This is a genomic window from Streptomyces sp. NPDC031111 (genome assembly GCF_055570675.1).
Genome location: NZ_JBVIGS010000001.1, coordinates 475,629 through 491,572 on the forward strand (window position 1 = coordinate 475,629; position 15,944 = coordinate 491,572).

At 72.9% G+C, this 15,944-nt stretch carries 12 protein-coding genes; 7 read left to right on the forward strand and 5 right to left on the reverse strand.

Annotation, left to right across the window (positions count from 1 at the left end; genetic code table 11):
* Positions 1-36: 36 nt before the first annotated feature.
* The 3 genes from ACZ470_RS02125 (at position 37) to ACZ470_RS02135 (ending at position 2,809) form a co-directional block, all read left to right on the forward strand.
* Entirely contained in the window at positions 37-318 is a 282-nt protein-coding gene (locus ACZ470_RS02125; protein ID WP_468423561.1) for a hypothetical protein, read from the forward strand.
* Positions 319-2,388, forward strand: coding sequence for a 4-alpha-glucanotransferase (gene malQ, locus ACZ470_RS02130; RefSeq protein WP_468423563.1), 2,070 nt, complete (start codon positions 319-321; stop codon positions 2,386-2,388).
* Between the two features lie 145 nt (positions 2,389-2,533).
* Positions 2,534-2,809 (forward strand): hypothetical protein, encoded by a 276-nt coding sequence (locus ACZ470_RS02135; RefSeq protein ID WP_468423565.1) that lies wholly within the window; start codon positions 2,534-2,536, stop codon positions 2,807-2,809.
* 132 nt (positions 2,810-2,941) lie between these two features.
* Here the strand turns inward: ACZ470_RS02135 and ACZ470_RS02140 are convergent, their stop codons facing one another.
* Positions 2,942-3,544 carry a TetR/AcrR family transcriptional regulator gene (locus ACZ470_RS02140; protein ID WP_468423567.1) on the reverse strand — a complete coding sequence of 201 codons (603 nt, stop codon included), beginning with the start codon at positions 3,542-3,544 and terminating at the stop codon, positions 2,942-2,944.
* Positions 3,545-3,674: 130 nt separating this feature from the next.
* On the opposite strand from ACZ470_RS02140, the gene ACZ470_RS02145 reads away from it, so the two are divergent.
* Entirely contained in the window at positions 3,675-5,153 is a 1,479-nt protein-coding gene (locus ACZ470_RS02145) for an FAD-dependent monooxygenase (protein WP_468423568.1), read from the forward strand.
* 24 nt (positions 5,154-5,177) lie between these two features.
* On the opposite strand, the gene ACZ470_RS02150 is transcribed toward ACZ470_RS02145, so the two are convergent.
* Both ACZ470_RS02150 and pepN read right to left on the reverse strand, forming a co-directional pair.
* Entirely contained in the window at positions 5,178-5,879 is a 702-nt protein-coding gene (locus tag ACZ470_RS02150; protein ID WP_468423570.1) for a bleomycin resistance protein, read from the reverse strand.
* Between the two features lie 121 nt (positions 5,880-6,000).
* A complete protein-coding gene (gene pepN / locus ACZ470_RS02155; RefSeq protein ID WP_468423572.1) occupies positions 6,001-8,583 on the reverse strand; it encodes an aminopeptidase N in 2,583 nt (860 codons plus the stop codon).
* Positions 8,584-8,757: 174 nt separating this feature from the next.
* Here pepN and ACZ470_RS02160 point away from each other — a divergent pair, with 174 nt between their 5' ends.
* A complete protein-coding gene (locus ACZ470_RS02160; protein ID WP_468423574.1) occupies positions 8,758-9,249 on the forward strand; it encodes a DUF1203 domain-containing protein in 492 nt (163 codons plus the stop codon).
* A gap of 86 nt (positions 9,250-9,335) precedes the next feature.
* Here ACZ470_RS02160 and ACZ470_RS02165 read toward each other — a convergent pair whose 3' ends face one another.
* Positions 9,336-10,352 (reverse strand): aspartate-semialdehyde dehydrogenase, encoded by a 1,017-nt coding sequence (locus ACZ470_RS02165; protein ID WP_468423576.1) that lies wholly within the window; start codon positions 10,350-10,352, stop codon positions 9,336-9,338.
* A gap of 334 nt (positions 10,353-10,686) precedes the next feature.
* Here ACZ470_RS02165 and ACZ470_RS02170 point away from each other — a divergent pair, with 334 nt between their 5' ends.
* Positions 10,687-11,226 carry an RNA polymerase sigma factor gene (locus ACZ470_RS02170; protein ID WP_468423578.1) on the forward strand — a complete coding sequence of 180 codons (540 nt, stop codon included), beginning with the start codon at positions 10,687-10,689 and terminating at the stop codon, positions 11,224-11,226.
* A gap of 1 nt (position 11,227) precedes the next feature.
* The gene (locus ACZ470_RS02175) at positions 11,228-12,397 is read left to right on the forward strand and encodes a hypothetical protein (RefSeq protein WP_468423580.1); all 1,170 of its coding nucleotides are present in this window, start codon (positions 11,228-11,230) and stop codon (positions 12,395-12,397) included.
* A gap of 71 nt (positions 12,398-12,468) precedes the next feature.
* On the opposite strand, the gene ACZ470_RS02180 is transcribed toward ACZ470_RS02175, so the two are convergent.
* Positions 12,469-15,774, reverse strand: coding sequence for a S8 family serine peptidase (locus ACZ470_RS02180; protein WP_468423582.1), 3,306 nt, complete (start codon positions 15,772-15,774; stop codon positions 12,469-12,471).
* Between the last annotated feature and the right edge of the window lie 170 nt (positions 15,775-15,944).

Genomic DNA, 15,944 nt, shown 5'->3' on the forward strand with positions numbered 1-15,944 from the left:
ATGACCCGCACGCCGTGCTCGTTGAGGAGGCCATCTGTGGCTGCACCGGCATACGTTCCTTCCCCCACCCTGTCCAAACCCGCGGCGGAGCCGTCCGCCCGGCCCGACGAACCGCACTTCTGCGTCTTCAGCGCGGAGGGCTCCTGCGCCGAGGTCCCGCTGACCAGCGAACCCCCGCTGCCCGACGCCGAACCCCTCACCAGCGAACCGCCGCTCGCCGACGCCACCCCCCTGACCAGCGAGGCCGACGGCTTCCTGGACTCCTCTGACTCCTCCGGGCTCGACTCCTTCCCGGCCCAGTACCGCCCGGAGCCCTAGGTGGCCGCGCCACGGCCGGCCGAGCCCCCTTCCGAGGACCTGTCCCGGCTCGCCGCCCTGCACGGCGTCGCCACCTCCTACCACCCCTCCCCGGACCGCACGGTCGCGGCCTCGGCCACCGCCGTCACCCTCGCGCTGGCCGCCCTCGGCGTGGACGCGGCCACCCCGCGCGCCGTCCGCGACGCCCTCGCCGCCCGCGAACGGGAACTCGGCGAGCGGCTGCTGCCGCCCACCGTCGTCGGCTGGGGCACCGACACCCCCGCCGCCCTGACCGCGCTCCCCGACGGCACCCGTCTGCACGTGCGCACCGAACAGGGCGAGACCCGCGCGTCCGCCGAGCACCTTCCGCCCGGAGTGCACGAGGTCACCGCCACCGCCTCCGACGGCCGCACCGCCCGCGCCCACCTGATCGTCGCCCCGCCGAGGCTGCCCGCGCCCCCGGGACGCTCGTACGGGCTCCTCGTCCAGCTCTACTCCCTGCTCTCCCGCCGCTCCTGGGGCATGGGAGACCTCGCCGACCTCGGCGAACTCGCCGGCTGGGCCGGACGCGCCCTCGGCGCGGGGTTCGTCCAGGTCAACCCCCTGCACGCGGCCGTCCCCGGCGCCCCCAGCGACCCCTCCCCGTACCGGCCCTCCTCCCGCCGCTTCCCGGACCCGGTCCACCTGCGGATCGAGGACGTCCCCGAGTTCGCGTACGCCGTCGGGCGCGCAGAGGGCCACGACCGCGTACGCGCCCTGCTGGAGCGGGCGGCGCGACTGCGCGAGGCGGTGCTGGACAAGGGCGCGCTGATCGACCGGGACGCCGTGTGGGAGGCCAAGCGGGAGGCATTGGAGCTGGCGCACGGGATCCCGCTCGGCCCCGGCCGCCGCGCCGCCTACGACGACTTCCTCGCCGGACAGGGCCAGGCCCTGGAGGACCACGCCACCTGGTGCGCGCTCGCCGAGGTGCACGGCCCCGACTGGCACCGGTGGCCCGCCGCCCTGCGCGACCCGCGCTCACCCGGGACCGCCCGCGCCCGCCGCGAACTGGCCGACCGCGTCGACTTCCACTCCCGGCTCGTCTGGCTCACCGACGCCCAGCTCACCGCCGCCCAGCGGGCCGCCCGCGAGGCCGGGATGCCGGTCGGGATCGTGCACGACCTCGCGGTCGGCGTGCACCCCCGTGGCGCCGACGCCTGGGCGCAGCAGGAGTACTTCGCGGCCGGCATGTCCGTCGGCGCGCCCCCGGACGCCTTCAACGCGCGCGGCCAGGACTGGGGGCTGCCGCCCTGGCGCCCCGACCGGCTCGCCGACTCCGGGTACGCCCCCTTCCGCGCCCTGCTCCGGGCCCTCTTCCGGTACGCGGGTGCCCTGCGCATCGACCACGTCATGGGCCTGTTCCGGCTCTGGTGGGTCCCCGAGGGCCACCCGCCCACCGAGGGCACGTACGTCCGCTACGACGCCGAGGCGATGCTCGCCGTGCTCGTCCTGGAGGCCTCCAGGGCCGGGGCGGTGGTGATCGGGGAGGACCTGGGGACCGTCGAGCCCGGTGTGCGGGAGGCGTTGCGGGAGAGGGGTGTGTACGGCACGTCGGTGCTGTGGTTCGAGCGCGACTGGGACGGTGACCGTCGCCCGCTGCCGCCGGACGGCTGGCGCGCGGACTGCCTGGCGACCGCCACCACCCACGACCTGCCGCCCACGGCCGCCCGGCTCAGCGGGGAGCACGTGGAGCTCCGGGACAGCCTGGGGCTGCTCACGCGGTCCCTGGAGGAGGAGCGGGCGGAGGCCGCCGCCGACACGGCGGAGTGGCGGGAGCTGTTCACGCGGCTGGGGCTGATGGGGGCGGACGCCTCCGAGGAGGAGGAGATCCGGGCCGTCTACGGCTGTCTGCTGCGCACACCGGCCCGCATGATCGGCGTCTGGCTCCCGGACGGAGTGGGCGACCGCCGCCCCCAGAACCTCCCCGGCACCTGGGACCAGTACCCGAACTGGCGCCTCCCGATCGCCAACACCCAGGGAAGACCGGTCACCCTGGAGGAACTGACGGCGTCCCCGCGGCTCCGGGCCCTGATCGACGCGTTGAGGGAATGAGCCCCACCGCTTCCGCGGGCAGTCGTGCCGCTGGGGCGATGGGGGAGGCACCCCGCAAGCGCCGGGCTGCGCAAACCCACCCCCGCCCACCCCTTACGGCACCCCGCCCGCGCGCGGCGACACCGCGTTGGATACTTTGGGGACCGTGGACAAGAAGAACGCCCTGCGCGCCGGCGCCCTGGCAGCCGGTACGACGCTGATGATGCTGCTCATGTCGTCCCCCGCGCTCGCGCTCACCCGCGACGACGGTGACGACCCCGGCACGGGCCTGAGCGTCGTCGAGACGCTGGGCCTCTACGTCGTGGCCCCGCTCGTGCTGTTCGTGGTCATCGCCGGCCTGGTGATGATCGGCGACAAGTCGCACAAGAAGAAGGACACGACCACCTCCAACATCAGCACCAAGGCCGAGGCCAAGGTCTGATCCCGGCCCGCGCGAGCGGCCCGCACACACTTTCCCGAGGGCGCCGGCCCGTCACGACGTACACGCATCCGCCGTACGTCGTGACGCCGGCGCCCTCGGCGCGTTCATGAGGGCACCGGCCTCACGAACCCCTCACGCCACCGGGTACGGCGCGGTGAGGTAGCGCTGCACGGTGGGGGCCAGCCAGGCCACGATCTCGTCGGGATGCAGCGCCACGGCGGGCGGGAACCGCAGCACATAGCGCGTCAGCGCCAGCCCGAGCAGCTGCGATGACGCCAGCGCGGCCCGCGCCGGGGCCTGTTCGGGGTCCGGACACACCCGGCGGGCGACCGGCAGCAGCTGGTCCCGGAAGATGCCCTGCATGCGCTCGGCCCCCGCCTGATTGGTCGCGCCGACCCGCAGCAGCGCCGTGAGCACCTCGTTCGACTCCCACATGCCCAGGAAGTGCGTCACGAGCGTCCGGCCGGCCTCCTCCCGGGGCACCGAGACCGGGTCCGGCAGCCTCAGATCGATGGAGACGGCCGCCGCGAACAGCCCCTCCTTGTTGCCGTAGTAGCGCATCACCATCGACGGATCGATGTTCGCGTCCTTGGCGATGGCGCGGATGGTGGCGCGCTCGTAACCGTCGGCCGCGAAGCGCTCGCGGGCCGCGTCGAGGATCGCCGTGCGCGTGGCCTCCGAGCGGCGCTGTTGCGCGGGGGGCGTGGGGGAGGCGGAGGGCCTGTTCCGATTCATGCCAACAACCGTAGGCCAACATCCGTAGGCCAACAAGTGTTGACTTCACCGTCCGGGCCGCTCTACCGTTGCCAACGAGCGTTGACCAACAAATGTTGGCCAACAAGCGTTGGCTCCCAGGAGGCCTCCCATGAACGGCACTGGCACCGGCACCAACACCCACAGCAGCCACGGCACCCCCTCCCCCCGCCCCGTGATCGTCGTCGGCTCGGGCCCCACCGGGCTCCTCCTCGCCGGCGACCTCGCCGCCGCCGGCGTCCCCGTCACCCTCGTCGAGAGGCGCCCCCGCGAGATCAGCAACCTCTCCCGCGCCTTCGGAGTGCACGCCCGCACCCTGGAGCAGCTCGACGCACGGGGCCTCGCCGACCAGTTGCTCGCCACCGGCAGCACCATCACCGAGCTGCGGCTCTTCCGCCGTCTCTCCCTCGACCTCGGCACGCTGCCGTCCCGCTTCCCGTTCCTGCTCATCACCCCGCAGTACGAGGTCGAGCGGCTGCTGGAGCGGCGGGCGCGCGAGCTCGGCGTCGAGTTCCTGCACGAGCACGAGGTCGTGGGGCTGCGGCAGGACGACACCGGCGTCGCACTCGACGTGCGCGGCCCGGACGGGGCGGTCGTCACCCACCGCGCGTCCTACGTCGTGGGCGCGGACGGCCACCGCAGCGCCGTACGCCAAGCGGTCGGCCTGCCCTTCCCCGGCGCCGCCGTCATCAAGTCCCTGTTCCTGGCGGACGTGCGGCTCGCCGAGCCGCCCGCCGGCGTGCTCACCGTCAACGGCACCGGCGACGCCTTCGCGATGATCGTGTCCTTCGGTGACGGCTGGTACCGGGTCATGGGCTGGAACCGCCGGCACGAGGTCCCCGACGACGCCCCGCTCGACCTCGACGAGGTGAAGGAGGTCACGCGCCGGGCCCTCGGCACCGACTACGGCATGCGGGACGCGCGCTGGCTCTCCCGCTTCCACAGCGACGAGCGGCAGGCGCCCGAGTACCGGGTCGGGCGGGTCTTCCTCGCCGGTGACGCCGCGCACGTCCACTCACCGGCCGGCGGCCAGGGCATGAACACCGGCCTCCAGGACGCGGCCAACCTGGGCTGGAAGCTCGCCGCGGCCGTCAAGGGCTGGGCACCCGAGGGCATCCTGGACACCTACCAGACCGAGCGCCACCCGGTCGGCAGGGCCGTGCTGCGCAGCAGTGGCGGACTGGTCCGGCTGGCCCGGGCGCAGAACCCGGCGCTGCGCACCGTACGCGCCCTCGTCTCCGCCTTCGTCAACGTGTTCCGTCCCGCCCGCACGAAGGCCCTGGCCCAGATCTCCGGCATCGGCTACCGGTACCCCGCCCCGCGCGGCGCCCACCGCCTCGTCGGCACCCGTGTCCCCGACGCGGCGCTGCGCGGCGGACGCCTCTACGAGGCGCTGCGCGGCGGGCGGTACGTACTGATCACACCCGGTGAGACGGCGCGGGGCGGACGCGAGGACCGACTGACCGTGGAACGCTGGGCGAGCGACCGCCGTACGACCGTTCTGGTGCGCCCCGACGGATACGTGGCGTGGGCGGCGGAGTCGGCCGACCCGGCGGCGGTCGAGGCGGCGCTCGCCGCCCACCTGGGGTGAGGGCGCCGGATGCGGCCCCTTCCCCTACGCCTCCAGCTCCTCGAGCCGCTCAAGGTCCTCGCGCACCGACTCCCGCTCCCGGGCGGTGAGTCGGATCGCGGTGGCCCGGGCGCGGGCGGACGCCGCGGTCTCCTCGTCGCCGAGGCGCCCGGCGACGTCCGCGCGCAGCGCGAGCAGGCGCAGCAGCTGGACGGGCGAGGGCCGCTCGTCCTCGATGCGCAGCACCCGGTCGATGATCTTCGCGGCGCCCGCCGGGTCGTCCCTCGAGTCCGCGAACAGGGAGGCGTTGTGGAGGGCGCGGGCGAACGTCTCCTCGGGTGCGGGCCGGTGGTGCAGGTCCCCGCTCGTCGGCTGCCCGACGCGGAGACAGTTGCCGCCCGGATCGGTCAGGAGGAACTGCCGCACGCCGTGCGAGGTGTCCTTCAGCGGCCCGATGCGGGGCAGCCCCCGGTTCGGAACCCTCCCGTACGCCTCCTTGAGCCCGGCGCGGAAGGCCGCGTAGAGCCCGTCGACGTCGTCGGTCAGGACGCAGCACGTGCTGAACGACTCGGCCGGCTCGTACCGCTTCATCCCGAAGAAGTGGAGCTGAATGCCGCCGCGCTCCACCACCGCGTACGGATTGGGGCTCCTCTGCTGGAACGTCACCTCGAACCCGAGGGCGGCGTAGAAGTCGAGCACGGGCGGGAGGGTCCGGCACGGCAGTATCGGAATCGTCTTCTCGCTCATGCCGGCATACTAGTCAAACTTGAATAGTATGATGCCGTTAGATGCGAGAACGATGCCTTCGAAACGGAAACACCGAGGGCGCCCGGCACGAACACCGGGCGCCCTCGATCCCCGTAACCGCCTAGGACGCCGCCGCCGCGTCCGCCGCCTGGGCGCGCAGGGCGCGTTCCACGCCCGCGCGGGATTCCGAGACCAGGCGGCGCAGGGCCGCGTTCGGCTCGGCGGAGGTCAACCAGGCGTCCGTCTTGTCCAGGGTCTCCCCGGAGACCTGGATCGACGGGTACAGCCCGACCGCGATCTGCTGGGCGATCTCGTGCGAGCGGGACGCCCAGACGTCCGCCAGCACCTCGAAGTACCGGTCCGTGTACGGCGCCAGCAGCTCGCGCTGGTCGGTCTGGACGAAGCCGGCGATGACCGCCTCCTGGACGGCGTTCGGCAGCTTGTCGGACTCCACGACCGAGGCCCACGCCTCCGCCTTGGCCTCCTCGGTCGGGCGGGCCGCACGGGCGGTAGCCGCGTGACGCTCGCCGGCGGCCGTCCTGTCCCGCTCGTACTCGCCCGCGATCTCCGTCTCGTCGAACCGGCCCACCGCCGCCAGCCGCTGCACGAACGACCAGCGCAGCTCGGTGTCGACGGCCAGCCCCTCGACCGTCTGCGTGCCGGCCAGCAGCCCTTCGAGCAGGTCCAGCTGCTCCGGCGTACGGGCCGTCGCCGCGAACGCCCGCGCCCACGCCAGCTGATGGTCGCTCGCCGGCTCGGCGGACCGCAGGTGGGCCAGCGTGGCGTCGGTCCAGCGGGCCAGCAGCGCCTCACGGGCGGCAGGGTCGGCGTACAGGTCGATCGCCAGCTTCACCTGGCGGTGCAGCGACTGCACGACACCGATGTCGGACTCCTTGCCGATGCCCGACAGCACCAGCGACAGGTAGTCGCGTGCGGCGAGCTCCGCGTCCCGGGTCATGTCCCAGGCGGAGGCCCAGCACAGGGCTCGCGGGAGGGACTCGGCGAAGTCGCCGAGGTGCTCGGTGACGAACGCCAGCGACTGCTCGTCCAGGCGCACCTTGGCGTAGGACAGGTCGTCGTCGTTGAGGAGGACGACCGCCGGACGGCGCTTGCCGGTCAGCTGCGGTACGGCCGTCAGCTCGCCGTCGACGTCCAGCTCGACGCGCTCCCCGCGCACCAGCTTGCCCGTCGCCTCGTCGAGGTCGTACAGGCCGACCGCGATGCGGTGCGGGCGGAGCGTCGGCTCACCCTTGGCGCCGGCGGGCAGTGCGGGAGCCTCCTGGCGGATGCCGAAGGAGGTGATGACACCGTCGCCGTCCGTCTCGATCTCCGGGCGCAGGACGTTGATGCCGGCCGTCTCCAGCCACTGCTTCGACCAGGTCGTCAGATCGCGGCCGGAGGTCTCCTCCAGCGCGCCCAGCAGGTCGGACAGGCGCGTGTTGCCGTAGGCGTGGCGCTTGAAGTACGCCTGCACGCCCCGGAAGAACTCGTCCTCACCGACGTACGCGACGAGCTGCTTCAGCACGGAGGCGCCCTTGGCGTACGTGATGCCGTCGAAGTTGACGAGCACGTCGTCCAGGTCGCGGATGTCCGCCATGATCGGGTGCGTGGACGGCAGTTGGTCCTGGCGGTAGGCCCAGGTCTTCATGGAGTTCGCGAACGTCGTCCACGAGTGCGGCCAGCGCGAGCCGGGCGCCGCGGCCTGGCAGGCGATGGAGGTGTAGGTGGCGAACGACTCGTTCAGCCACAGGTCGTTCCACCACTCCATGGTGACCAGGTCGCCGAACCACATGTGGGCCAGCTCGTGCAGGATGGTCTCCGCGCGCACCTCGTACGCCGCGTCCGTCACCTTCGAGCGGAAGACGTACTGGTCGCGGATGGTCACCGCGCCCGCGTTCTCCATCGCGCCCGCGTTGAACTCCGGCACGAACAGCTGGTCGTACTTCGCGAACGGGTACGCGTAGTCGAACTTCTCCTGGAACCAGTCGAAGCCCTGCCGGGTGACCTCGAAGATCGCGTCCGAGTCGAGGTACTCGGCGAGCGACGGCCGGCAGTAGATGCCGAGCGGGACGGACTGCCCGTCCTTCTCGTAGACGCTGTGCACGCTGTGGTACGGGCCGACGATCAGCGCCGTGATGTACGACGAGATGCGCGGGGTCGGCTCGAACGTCCAGACGTTCTCCTGCGGCTCCGGCGTGGGCGAGTTGGAGATGACGGTCCAGCCCTCCGGCGCCCTCACGGTGAACTGGAAGGTCGCCTTCAGGTCGGGCTGTTCGAAGCTCGCGAACACGCGGCGGGCGTCGGGCACCTCGAACTGGGTGTACAGGTACGCCTGGTCGTCGACCGGGTCGACGAACCGGTGCAGACCCTCACCGGTGTTGGTGTACGCGCAGTCGGCGCTCACCCGGAGGATGTTGCGGCCCCTCAGCAGGCCGGGCAGGGCGATGCGGGAGTCCGCGAAGACCTCGGCCGGGTCGAGGGAGTCCCCGTTGAGGGTCACCTCGTGCACGGTGGGGGCCACCAGGTCGATGAAGGACTCCGCGCCGTCGCCGTCCTCGGCGACGTCGAAGCGCACCGTGGTCACGGACCGGTAGGTGCCGCCCTCCTGCGCGCCGGAGAGGTCGAGATCGATCTCGTACGAGTCAACGGTCAGCAGCTGCGCCCGCTGCCGCGCCTCTTCGCGAGTCAGGTTTGTGCCAGGCACGCGGTCATCTCCTCGATATGTGTGGGTTGCGCCATCCTTCCACGCGGCATCGGGCTGAGGCGATGACCGAGCCGGACCATGGGGATTCCCCTGTATCGGCCGGGGCCGAAGGGGGGCAGCGCGACGTCCGGAACCCGCCGGCGGTCCAGACCGCCGGGGGCGAGTCTGGAGAACATGACGACCCACATCGCACGCCCCGTCCCTCCACCGGTACTGAAGGAGCTGCTGGCGGCCGACGACGCCGGCCGCCCCGCCGTCCCCCGCACCGACGACGAGGGCGGCGCCCCGCTCCGCTGCTGCCTGCGCCGCAGCACCCCGGGCGAGCGCGTCGCGCTCGTCACCTACGCGCCCCTGCGCCGGTGGGCGGCCGAGACGGGCGCGGACCCCGGCGCCTACGACGAACAGGGCCCCGTCTTCGTCCACGCCGAGGAGTGCCCGGGGCCACAGGGCGCGGACCTCCCCTTCACCAACGCCCACCGCGCCCTCCGCCGCTACTCCGCCGAGGGCCGCATCCTGGGCGGCCGCCTGGTCGAGGCACCGGAGGACTTCGGACCCGCCCTCACCGAGGCCTTCACCGACCCCGAGGTGGCGCTGGTGCACGTACGGGCCGTCGAGTACGGCTGCTTCCTGTACGAGGTGCGGCGGGGCGACCGGCGGGCCGGCTAGCGCGGTGGCCGCTGGTGCCCCGGGAACGGCGAGGAGGCGGGCACACCCGGTCCCGGGGTGCCCGCCTCACTCTCACGTCGTGGTGGTCAGCCGCGCAGTTCCCGCGCCACCAGCTCCGCGATCTGGACGGCGTTCAGCGCCGCGCCCTTGCGGAGGTTGTCGCTGGAGACGAACAGCGCGAGGCCGTTGTCCACCGTCTCGTCGGGGCGGATGCGGCCGACGTACGACGGGTCCTGGCCGGCGGCCTGGAGCGGGGTGGGGATGTCGCTGAGCACGACACCGGGGGCGTCCGCCAGCAGCTCGGTCGCGCGCTCCACGCTGATCGGGCGGGCGAAACGGGCGTTGATCTGGAGCGAGTGGCCGGAGAACACCGGGACGCGCACGCAGGTGCCGGAGACCTTGAGCTCGGGGATCTCCAGGATCTTGCGGGACTCGTTGCGCAGCTTCTGCTCCTCGTCGGTCTCGTTCAGGCCGTCGTCGACGAGGTTGCCGGCGAGGGGCAGCACGTTGAAGGCGATGGGGCGCTTGTAGACGCCGGGCTCGGGGAAGTCGACCGCCGCGCCGTCGTGGGTGAGCTTGTCGGCCTCGTCGATCACCTTCTGCGCCTGGCCGTGCAGCTCGGCGACGCCCGCGAGACCGGAACCGGACACGGCCTGGTACGTCGCGACGACCAGCGCCTCCAGGCCCGCCTCCGCGTGCAGCGGACGCAGGACCGGCATCGCGGCCATCGTGGTGCAGTTCGGGTTGGCGATGATGCCCTTGGGGCGGTCGGCGATCGCGTGCGGGTTCACCTCGGAGACCACGAGGGGGACCTCGGGGTCCTTGCGCCAGGCGGAGGAGTTGTCGATCACGACCGCGCCCTGCGAGGCGACCTTCTCGGCCAGCGCCTTCGAGGTCGCGCCGCCCGCCGAGAACAGCACGATGTCCAGGCCGGTGTAGTCGGCGGTGGACGCGTCCTCCACCGTCACGCCGTCCAGCTCGGAGCCGGCCGAGCGGGCCGAGGCGAACAGGCGCAGCTCCGTGACCGGGAAGTTCCGCTCCTTGAGGATCCTGCGCATGACCGTGCCCACCTGACCGGTGGCTCCGACGATTCCGACCCTCACGGCGACTCCCTACTGCGTCCTGGTTTGTTCCTGAATGCCTGGCCGAGGCTCTTCCATCATGCGGCCGACCACGGCCCGCCTGTCCAATTCTTTGCGGATCCTGCCCGCCAAGTGGGACGGCCCGGTGGCGACCACCGGTTGCGGACCTTCGGCTGTCACGTCCCTGAGCTGCAGAAATTCAGCCGCCGGGGGCCGTGGACCGCAAGGTCCCCTGCCCGGTCCGGCCCGGACCACACGGAGGTGTGACGTACGCCTCGGCCGGCTCCGGAGAACCCGGTCGAACGTTCCGGGCGGGAGCGGCGTCGTAGAGGAAACAGGGTGAGGGGGGTGGCCGGTGCTGCGCGGAAGGACCCGGCGCGGCCGGGGGTCGTCGCACGTCGTCACGGACGACGATCCGCTGGACGCGGCGCAGGAACGCCGGGTGCGGGCGGTGCTCGCGCTGGGCGGGGTACCGCAGGCGGACCTGCCGGACGGGGTGCAGCAGGTCCGCCTGCGGCTGCTGGAACGCGCCGCGAGCGGGCGGGAGGCGCCGCGGGACGTCTCGGCGTGGGCGGCGGTCGTCGCCTCCAACCTCGCCATGGACTGGCACCGGGCCAAGCGCCGCCAGGAGCGGCTGGGCGAGCGCCTCGCCGCGCTCCGGCCGGCGGAAGCGCCTTCGGGCGAGGAGACCAGCCTGCTCTCCCTCGCCGTGGCCCGCGGCCTGGACGAGCTGCCCGACGCGCAGCGCCAGGTCGTCGTGCTGCGCTTCTACGCCGACCTGCCGGTCCGCTCCATCGCCGAGCAGCTCGGCGTCCCGGAGGGCACGGTCAAGAGCAGGCTGCACACGGCGGTACGCGCCCTGCGCACCCGCCTGCACGAGGACGAGGTGGTGTGACATGACCGCCCATGACGAGCACCGGGACCCGTCCGGCGACGGCACGGCCGGGAACGGCCCCGAGCACGGGGACGGCCCCGAGCACGGTGACGGGACCGGCGGCGGCGCGTACGGCGGTACGGACCCGCTGATGGCCGCCCTGCTCGACGAACCACTGCCCGCGGGGGCCCGCCAGGACCCGGCGTTCACGGCCGCGCACCGGTCGGCCGTCGCCGACATCGCCGTCCTGAGGGACCAGCTGACCCTCCTCGGAGCCGTCCTCGCGGCCGAGGAGGTCACCCTCGCCGGGAACTCCACCGGCACGCAGACACCCGCGACGGAGCCGACGGCCGCCGGAGAGGCCGGCGGCCCGGCGGGGCGGGGCGGGGCCGTGGAGCCCGGCTCCGAAGCCGGGTCCGCTGCGGGGGCCCCGGGGGCGGAGTCGGCGGACCGGGAAGGCGCGGGCGCGTCGGCGGGGCGCATGGGGGGCGTGCGGCCGAGCGGCGCGCCGGGGGCCCGGAGCGGGCCGACGCCCGGGAGCGGGGCGGAGGCCGGGGAGGCGCCCGTCGTCCGGGCGGCCGTGAGGCAGCCGGGGGACAGCCGGCCCGGGGCCGGGGAGCCGACGGCCGGGCGGTACCCGGGCGGGGGGCGGCCCGGGACGGCCGGGGGCTCCCGTGGTCCGCACCGTCGGCGCCGCCGCCCCCTGAAGGTCGCCCTCGGTGCCCTCGTCGCCGCTGCCGCCGCCACCGTCGTCGTCGGCATGGGCTGGCTGGTGACACAGCCCGGCGGGGTGTCCGGCTCGGCGGACAGCGGCGCCGCTCAGGCCGACTCCAAGGAGGCGGGCGGCGATGACGCGGGCGGGGTCGCCTTCGGCAGCCCCCGCTACCTCGCCTGCGCCGCTGTCGTCGCCGAGGGCACGGTGCTGGCGGTCGACCCGGTGCCGGGGGACGGGGCGGAACGCGTCACGCTGGACGTGAGCCGCTTCTACAAGGGCGAAGGAGGGGACGAGGTCACCTTCCTCCGTGACCCCGCCGGCGATACCCCGCTGCACGAGGGCGACCAGGTGCTGATCGGCCTGCCCGTCGCCGGCGCCCACCCGGACACGGTGGTCGTCGGGGAGGCGGACATCGCCCCCGAGCGGGCCCGGATCACCGCCGCGCTCCCCGAGTCACGCACCCTGACCTGCGGCTGAGCACGACGGGCCGGGCACGACGAAGGGGCGGGCGCCCGTACGGACGCCCGCCCCCTCGGTACCACCGGTGCCTACGGAACGACCTTCTCGATCGCCACGTTGCCGACGCCCGCGACCGTGCCGCGCGCGTTCACCAGCTGGACGCGCCCGAAGAACGCGCGTCCCTCGGGAGCCGCCGCGGCGACGGTGACGTCGCCGGAGACGGTGGCCGAGTCGCCCGTGCCGAGCTTCACCGCGGAGCCGTCGACGGTGACGGACCCGAGCGAGGCGGAGAAGAACACGTCCCGGTAGTCGTAGTCCGTGGAACCGGCCGGGACGGAGTAGCCCACGACCTCCACGGTGTACGTACCGGCCGCCGGGGAGGCGATGGACACCGACTCCTCCGAGTCGCCGTCCGCGGACTGGCCGACCTGGTTGCCGTCCTTGTCGTAGACCGTCAGGTCCAGGTCGGCGGAGGCGTCCGAGACGTTGCCGATGGCCACGTCGAGCGACGTGGCACCCTCGGGCACCTCGACCGTCGTGGTGCGCGTGTCACCCGTCGCGATGGCCGGGCGCTCCGTCTTCGACGAGCCGAGCGGGCCGCCCACCAGCTTGCCGTCCAGCGCGGCGTACTCGTTCGTCACCTTCCACGAGGCGGCGGTCGGCGTACCGACCTTCGCCTCGGGCACGGTCACGGTCTCCGGGTCGAAGGCCGCGCCGAGGACGGCGACGTCCACCTTGTACGGGTTGTCGAGCAGCGGCGAGGTGCGCCGGGCCTCGACCTCGATCTCCCACACGCCCGGCTGCGGGTTCGCGTACGAACGCAGGTCGGGGCGGCAGCCGTTGCCGTCGTTGTAGTTGTTGTAGCAGTTCGGCGTGGACGTGCTGTCGGACGGGACGCCGTACGGGTGGATGGAGATGAACCGGGTCTGGCTCTTGTCCTTCAGCCCGCTCATCGCGACCTCCAGCGTCTTCGCGCCCTCGGGCACGGTGACGAAGTAGGAGGTGGTGCTGTTGCGCTGCACCGAACCCGACACGGAGTGGGTGTGGTTGAGCGGCGCGGAGACCACGACGGTGGTCAGGATCTGCTGGTCGACGCCCTCGGTGCGCGGGTCGTCGACCTCCAGGATCGCGCTCTTCAGACCGGCCGAGCCGGGCGCGGCCTGGACCTTGACGGTGACCGGCTCGTTCAGCGGCAGCGAGATGTCGTCGTCGCCGAGGACGCGGAACGTACGGCCGGCGTTGTTCTCGATGTCGAGCTCGTGCCGGATCGCGCGGTCGGGACCGGACGTACGGGTGATCGTGACGTCGTACGTCTTCTTCTGACCGGCCTTCAGGCCGCCCTCGCGGTCGTAGAGACCGGTGCCGAAGCCCGGGGTCTTCAGGAACTGGTCGATCGCGGTGTCGACCGGGGCCTTCACCGTGTAGTCGTGCGCGGTGGCGCCGTCGCGGATGGCGTCCCAGGCGTCCTCGATGTCGATGAGGCCGGCGCCCTCCTCGTAGGCCTGCACACCGTTGATGTGCTCGGCGGTGGAGGTGAGGGCGGTGCGCAGCTTCGCGGGCGTGAGGTCGATGCGCTTCTGCTTCGCGGCGGACAGCAGCAGCGCGGACGCGCCGGCGGCCTGCGGGGAGGCCATCGAGGTGCCCTGGAGCATGCCGTAGCCGGCCGGCAGGTCGTAGCCCGCCTCGGCGACCGGGGCGCCCGGCATCCAGGTCTGGATGGTGTTGATCGCCGCGCCGGGAGCGACCAGCGTCGGCGTGAAGCCGCCGTCCTCACGCGGACCGCGCGAGGAGAACGGCATCATGGCGTACTTCTTCTCCACCACGGAGCCGTAGTTGGCGGCCCAGGTCTCGCGGGAGACGGACGCGCCGACCGAGATGACCTTGTCGGCGAGCGACGGGTCGCCGATGGTGTTGGCGCCGGGGCCGGAGTTGCCCGCGGAGATCACCAGCTGGACGCCGTAGGTGTCGATCAGGCGGGTGTACAGCTCGGCGCGGGCGTTGTTGCCGTCGTTCAGCGCCGGCAGACCGCCGATGGACATGTTGACGATGTCGACGCCCCGCTCGGTGACGAGGTCGATCATGCCCTCGGTGAGCGCCACGTTGGTGCAGCCACCGGACCAGGTGCAGGCACGCGAGGAGACGAGCTTCGCGCCGGGGGCGGCGCCGTCCATCCGCCCGCCGAACAGGCCGTTGGCGGCGGTGATGCCGGCGACGTGCGAGCCGTGCGAACCCTCGATGACACCGATGTTGACGAAGTCGCGCTTCTGGCCGATCCAGTCACCGCCGTAGGGGTCCATCGGGACGTCCTTGCGGATCTCCACGACGAACGGCTGGCGCTCGGCGACATCGGTGTCCGGGTCGTCGGTGCCGAAGTACCCGATCTGGAAGCCGTCCTTGTACGGCTTCATCGGGGTGTCGTCGCCGAAGTCCTGGTTGTTGTTCAGGTCGACCCGGACCGTGCCGGCCGCCGGGTCGTACAGCAGACCCCACACGTCGGTGGTGTCGCCGTCCCGGTTCGCGTCGCCCGCCGCGTCGCCGCCCGCGGTGGACGACTCGCGGAACAGGCTGACCTGGTACGAGCCCGCGGGCGCCGTCCATGTCCGGCCGCTGTAGGTGAACTCGGGCCCGGAGACGGGGGTCACCTGGGGACGCCAGGTCGCGTCGCCGTCCACGATCGGGTCGGTCGCCGTCACCCAGTCGACGATCTTGCGCTCGCCGGTGGTGGTCTTCTGGAGCGCCGGGTGGCCGAGGTCCACGCCGGAGTCGAGGATGCCGATGGTGACGCCGCGGCCGTCCGCCTTCGGGTTGTCCTCGACGAACTCGACGGCGCCGGTCTCGAAGGACGGGTTGTACGGGTTCTCCGCGGGGGTCCGCTTCCCGGGGGCCGGGTAGCTCGCGGTTCCCTTGCCGCCCGCCTTCCCGGCGGTGTCCGCGGCGGGCGTCGGGTCGTCCAGCGGGATCTCCTCGCGCAGGTCGACGCCGTGCACGGAGGAGAGCTTGGTGGCGGCCGCGATCGCCGCGTCCGCCCTGCCGGTGGGGACGGTGGCGCGGACGTAGCCGAGCTCGTCGTGGGTCCGGCCGACCGAACCGCCCTTGACCGCGTCCAGTTGCTCGGCGACCTGTTCGGTCTTTCCGGGAGCGGTGGCGATCATCATCGTGACGTTCTTGGCGCCGTCGGCCTTGGCCTCGGCGAGGAGGTCCGCGTCGTCCGCGCCGAGCTTGTCGTGCGCGGACTTGACGTCCGCGTCGGCGGGCGCGGCGGGCGGTGTGTCGGCGGCCATGGCCAGGGGGATCGGCCCGGCCGCGGAGAGCGCGGCGACGAGACCGGCGGCCACGGCGATGCGGGCCACGCGTCTCGCGCCCGGTATCGGTTCGCGCTGCGGGGAGTGGGTCATCGGCATCCCTTGTAAGTAAAGGAACGATCGTGGAGCGACCGGAGCCGAACGACCCTGGCCGCGACGGTCCGGAATGCGAACCCGGACGATCGTTGAGCCTTACGCAAGGGGTGGATGTTTGGCGAGGGTTGGCCGAATCGAAATGGATGTATGGGGAAAACCCCCGATGC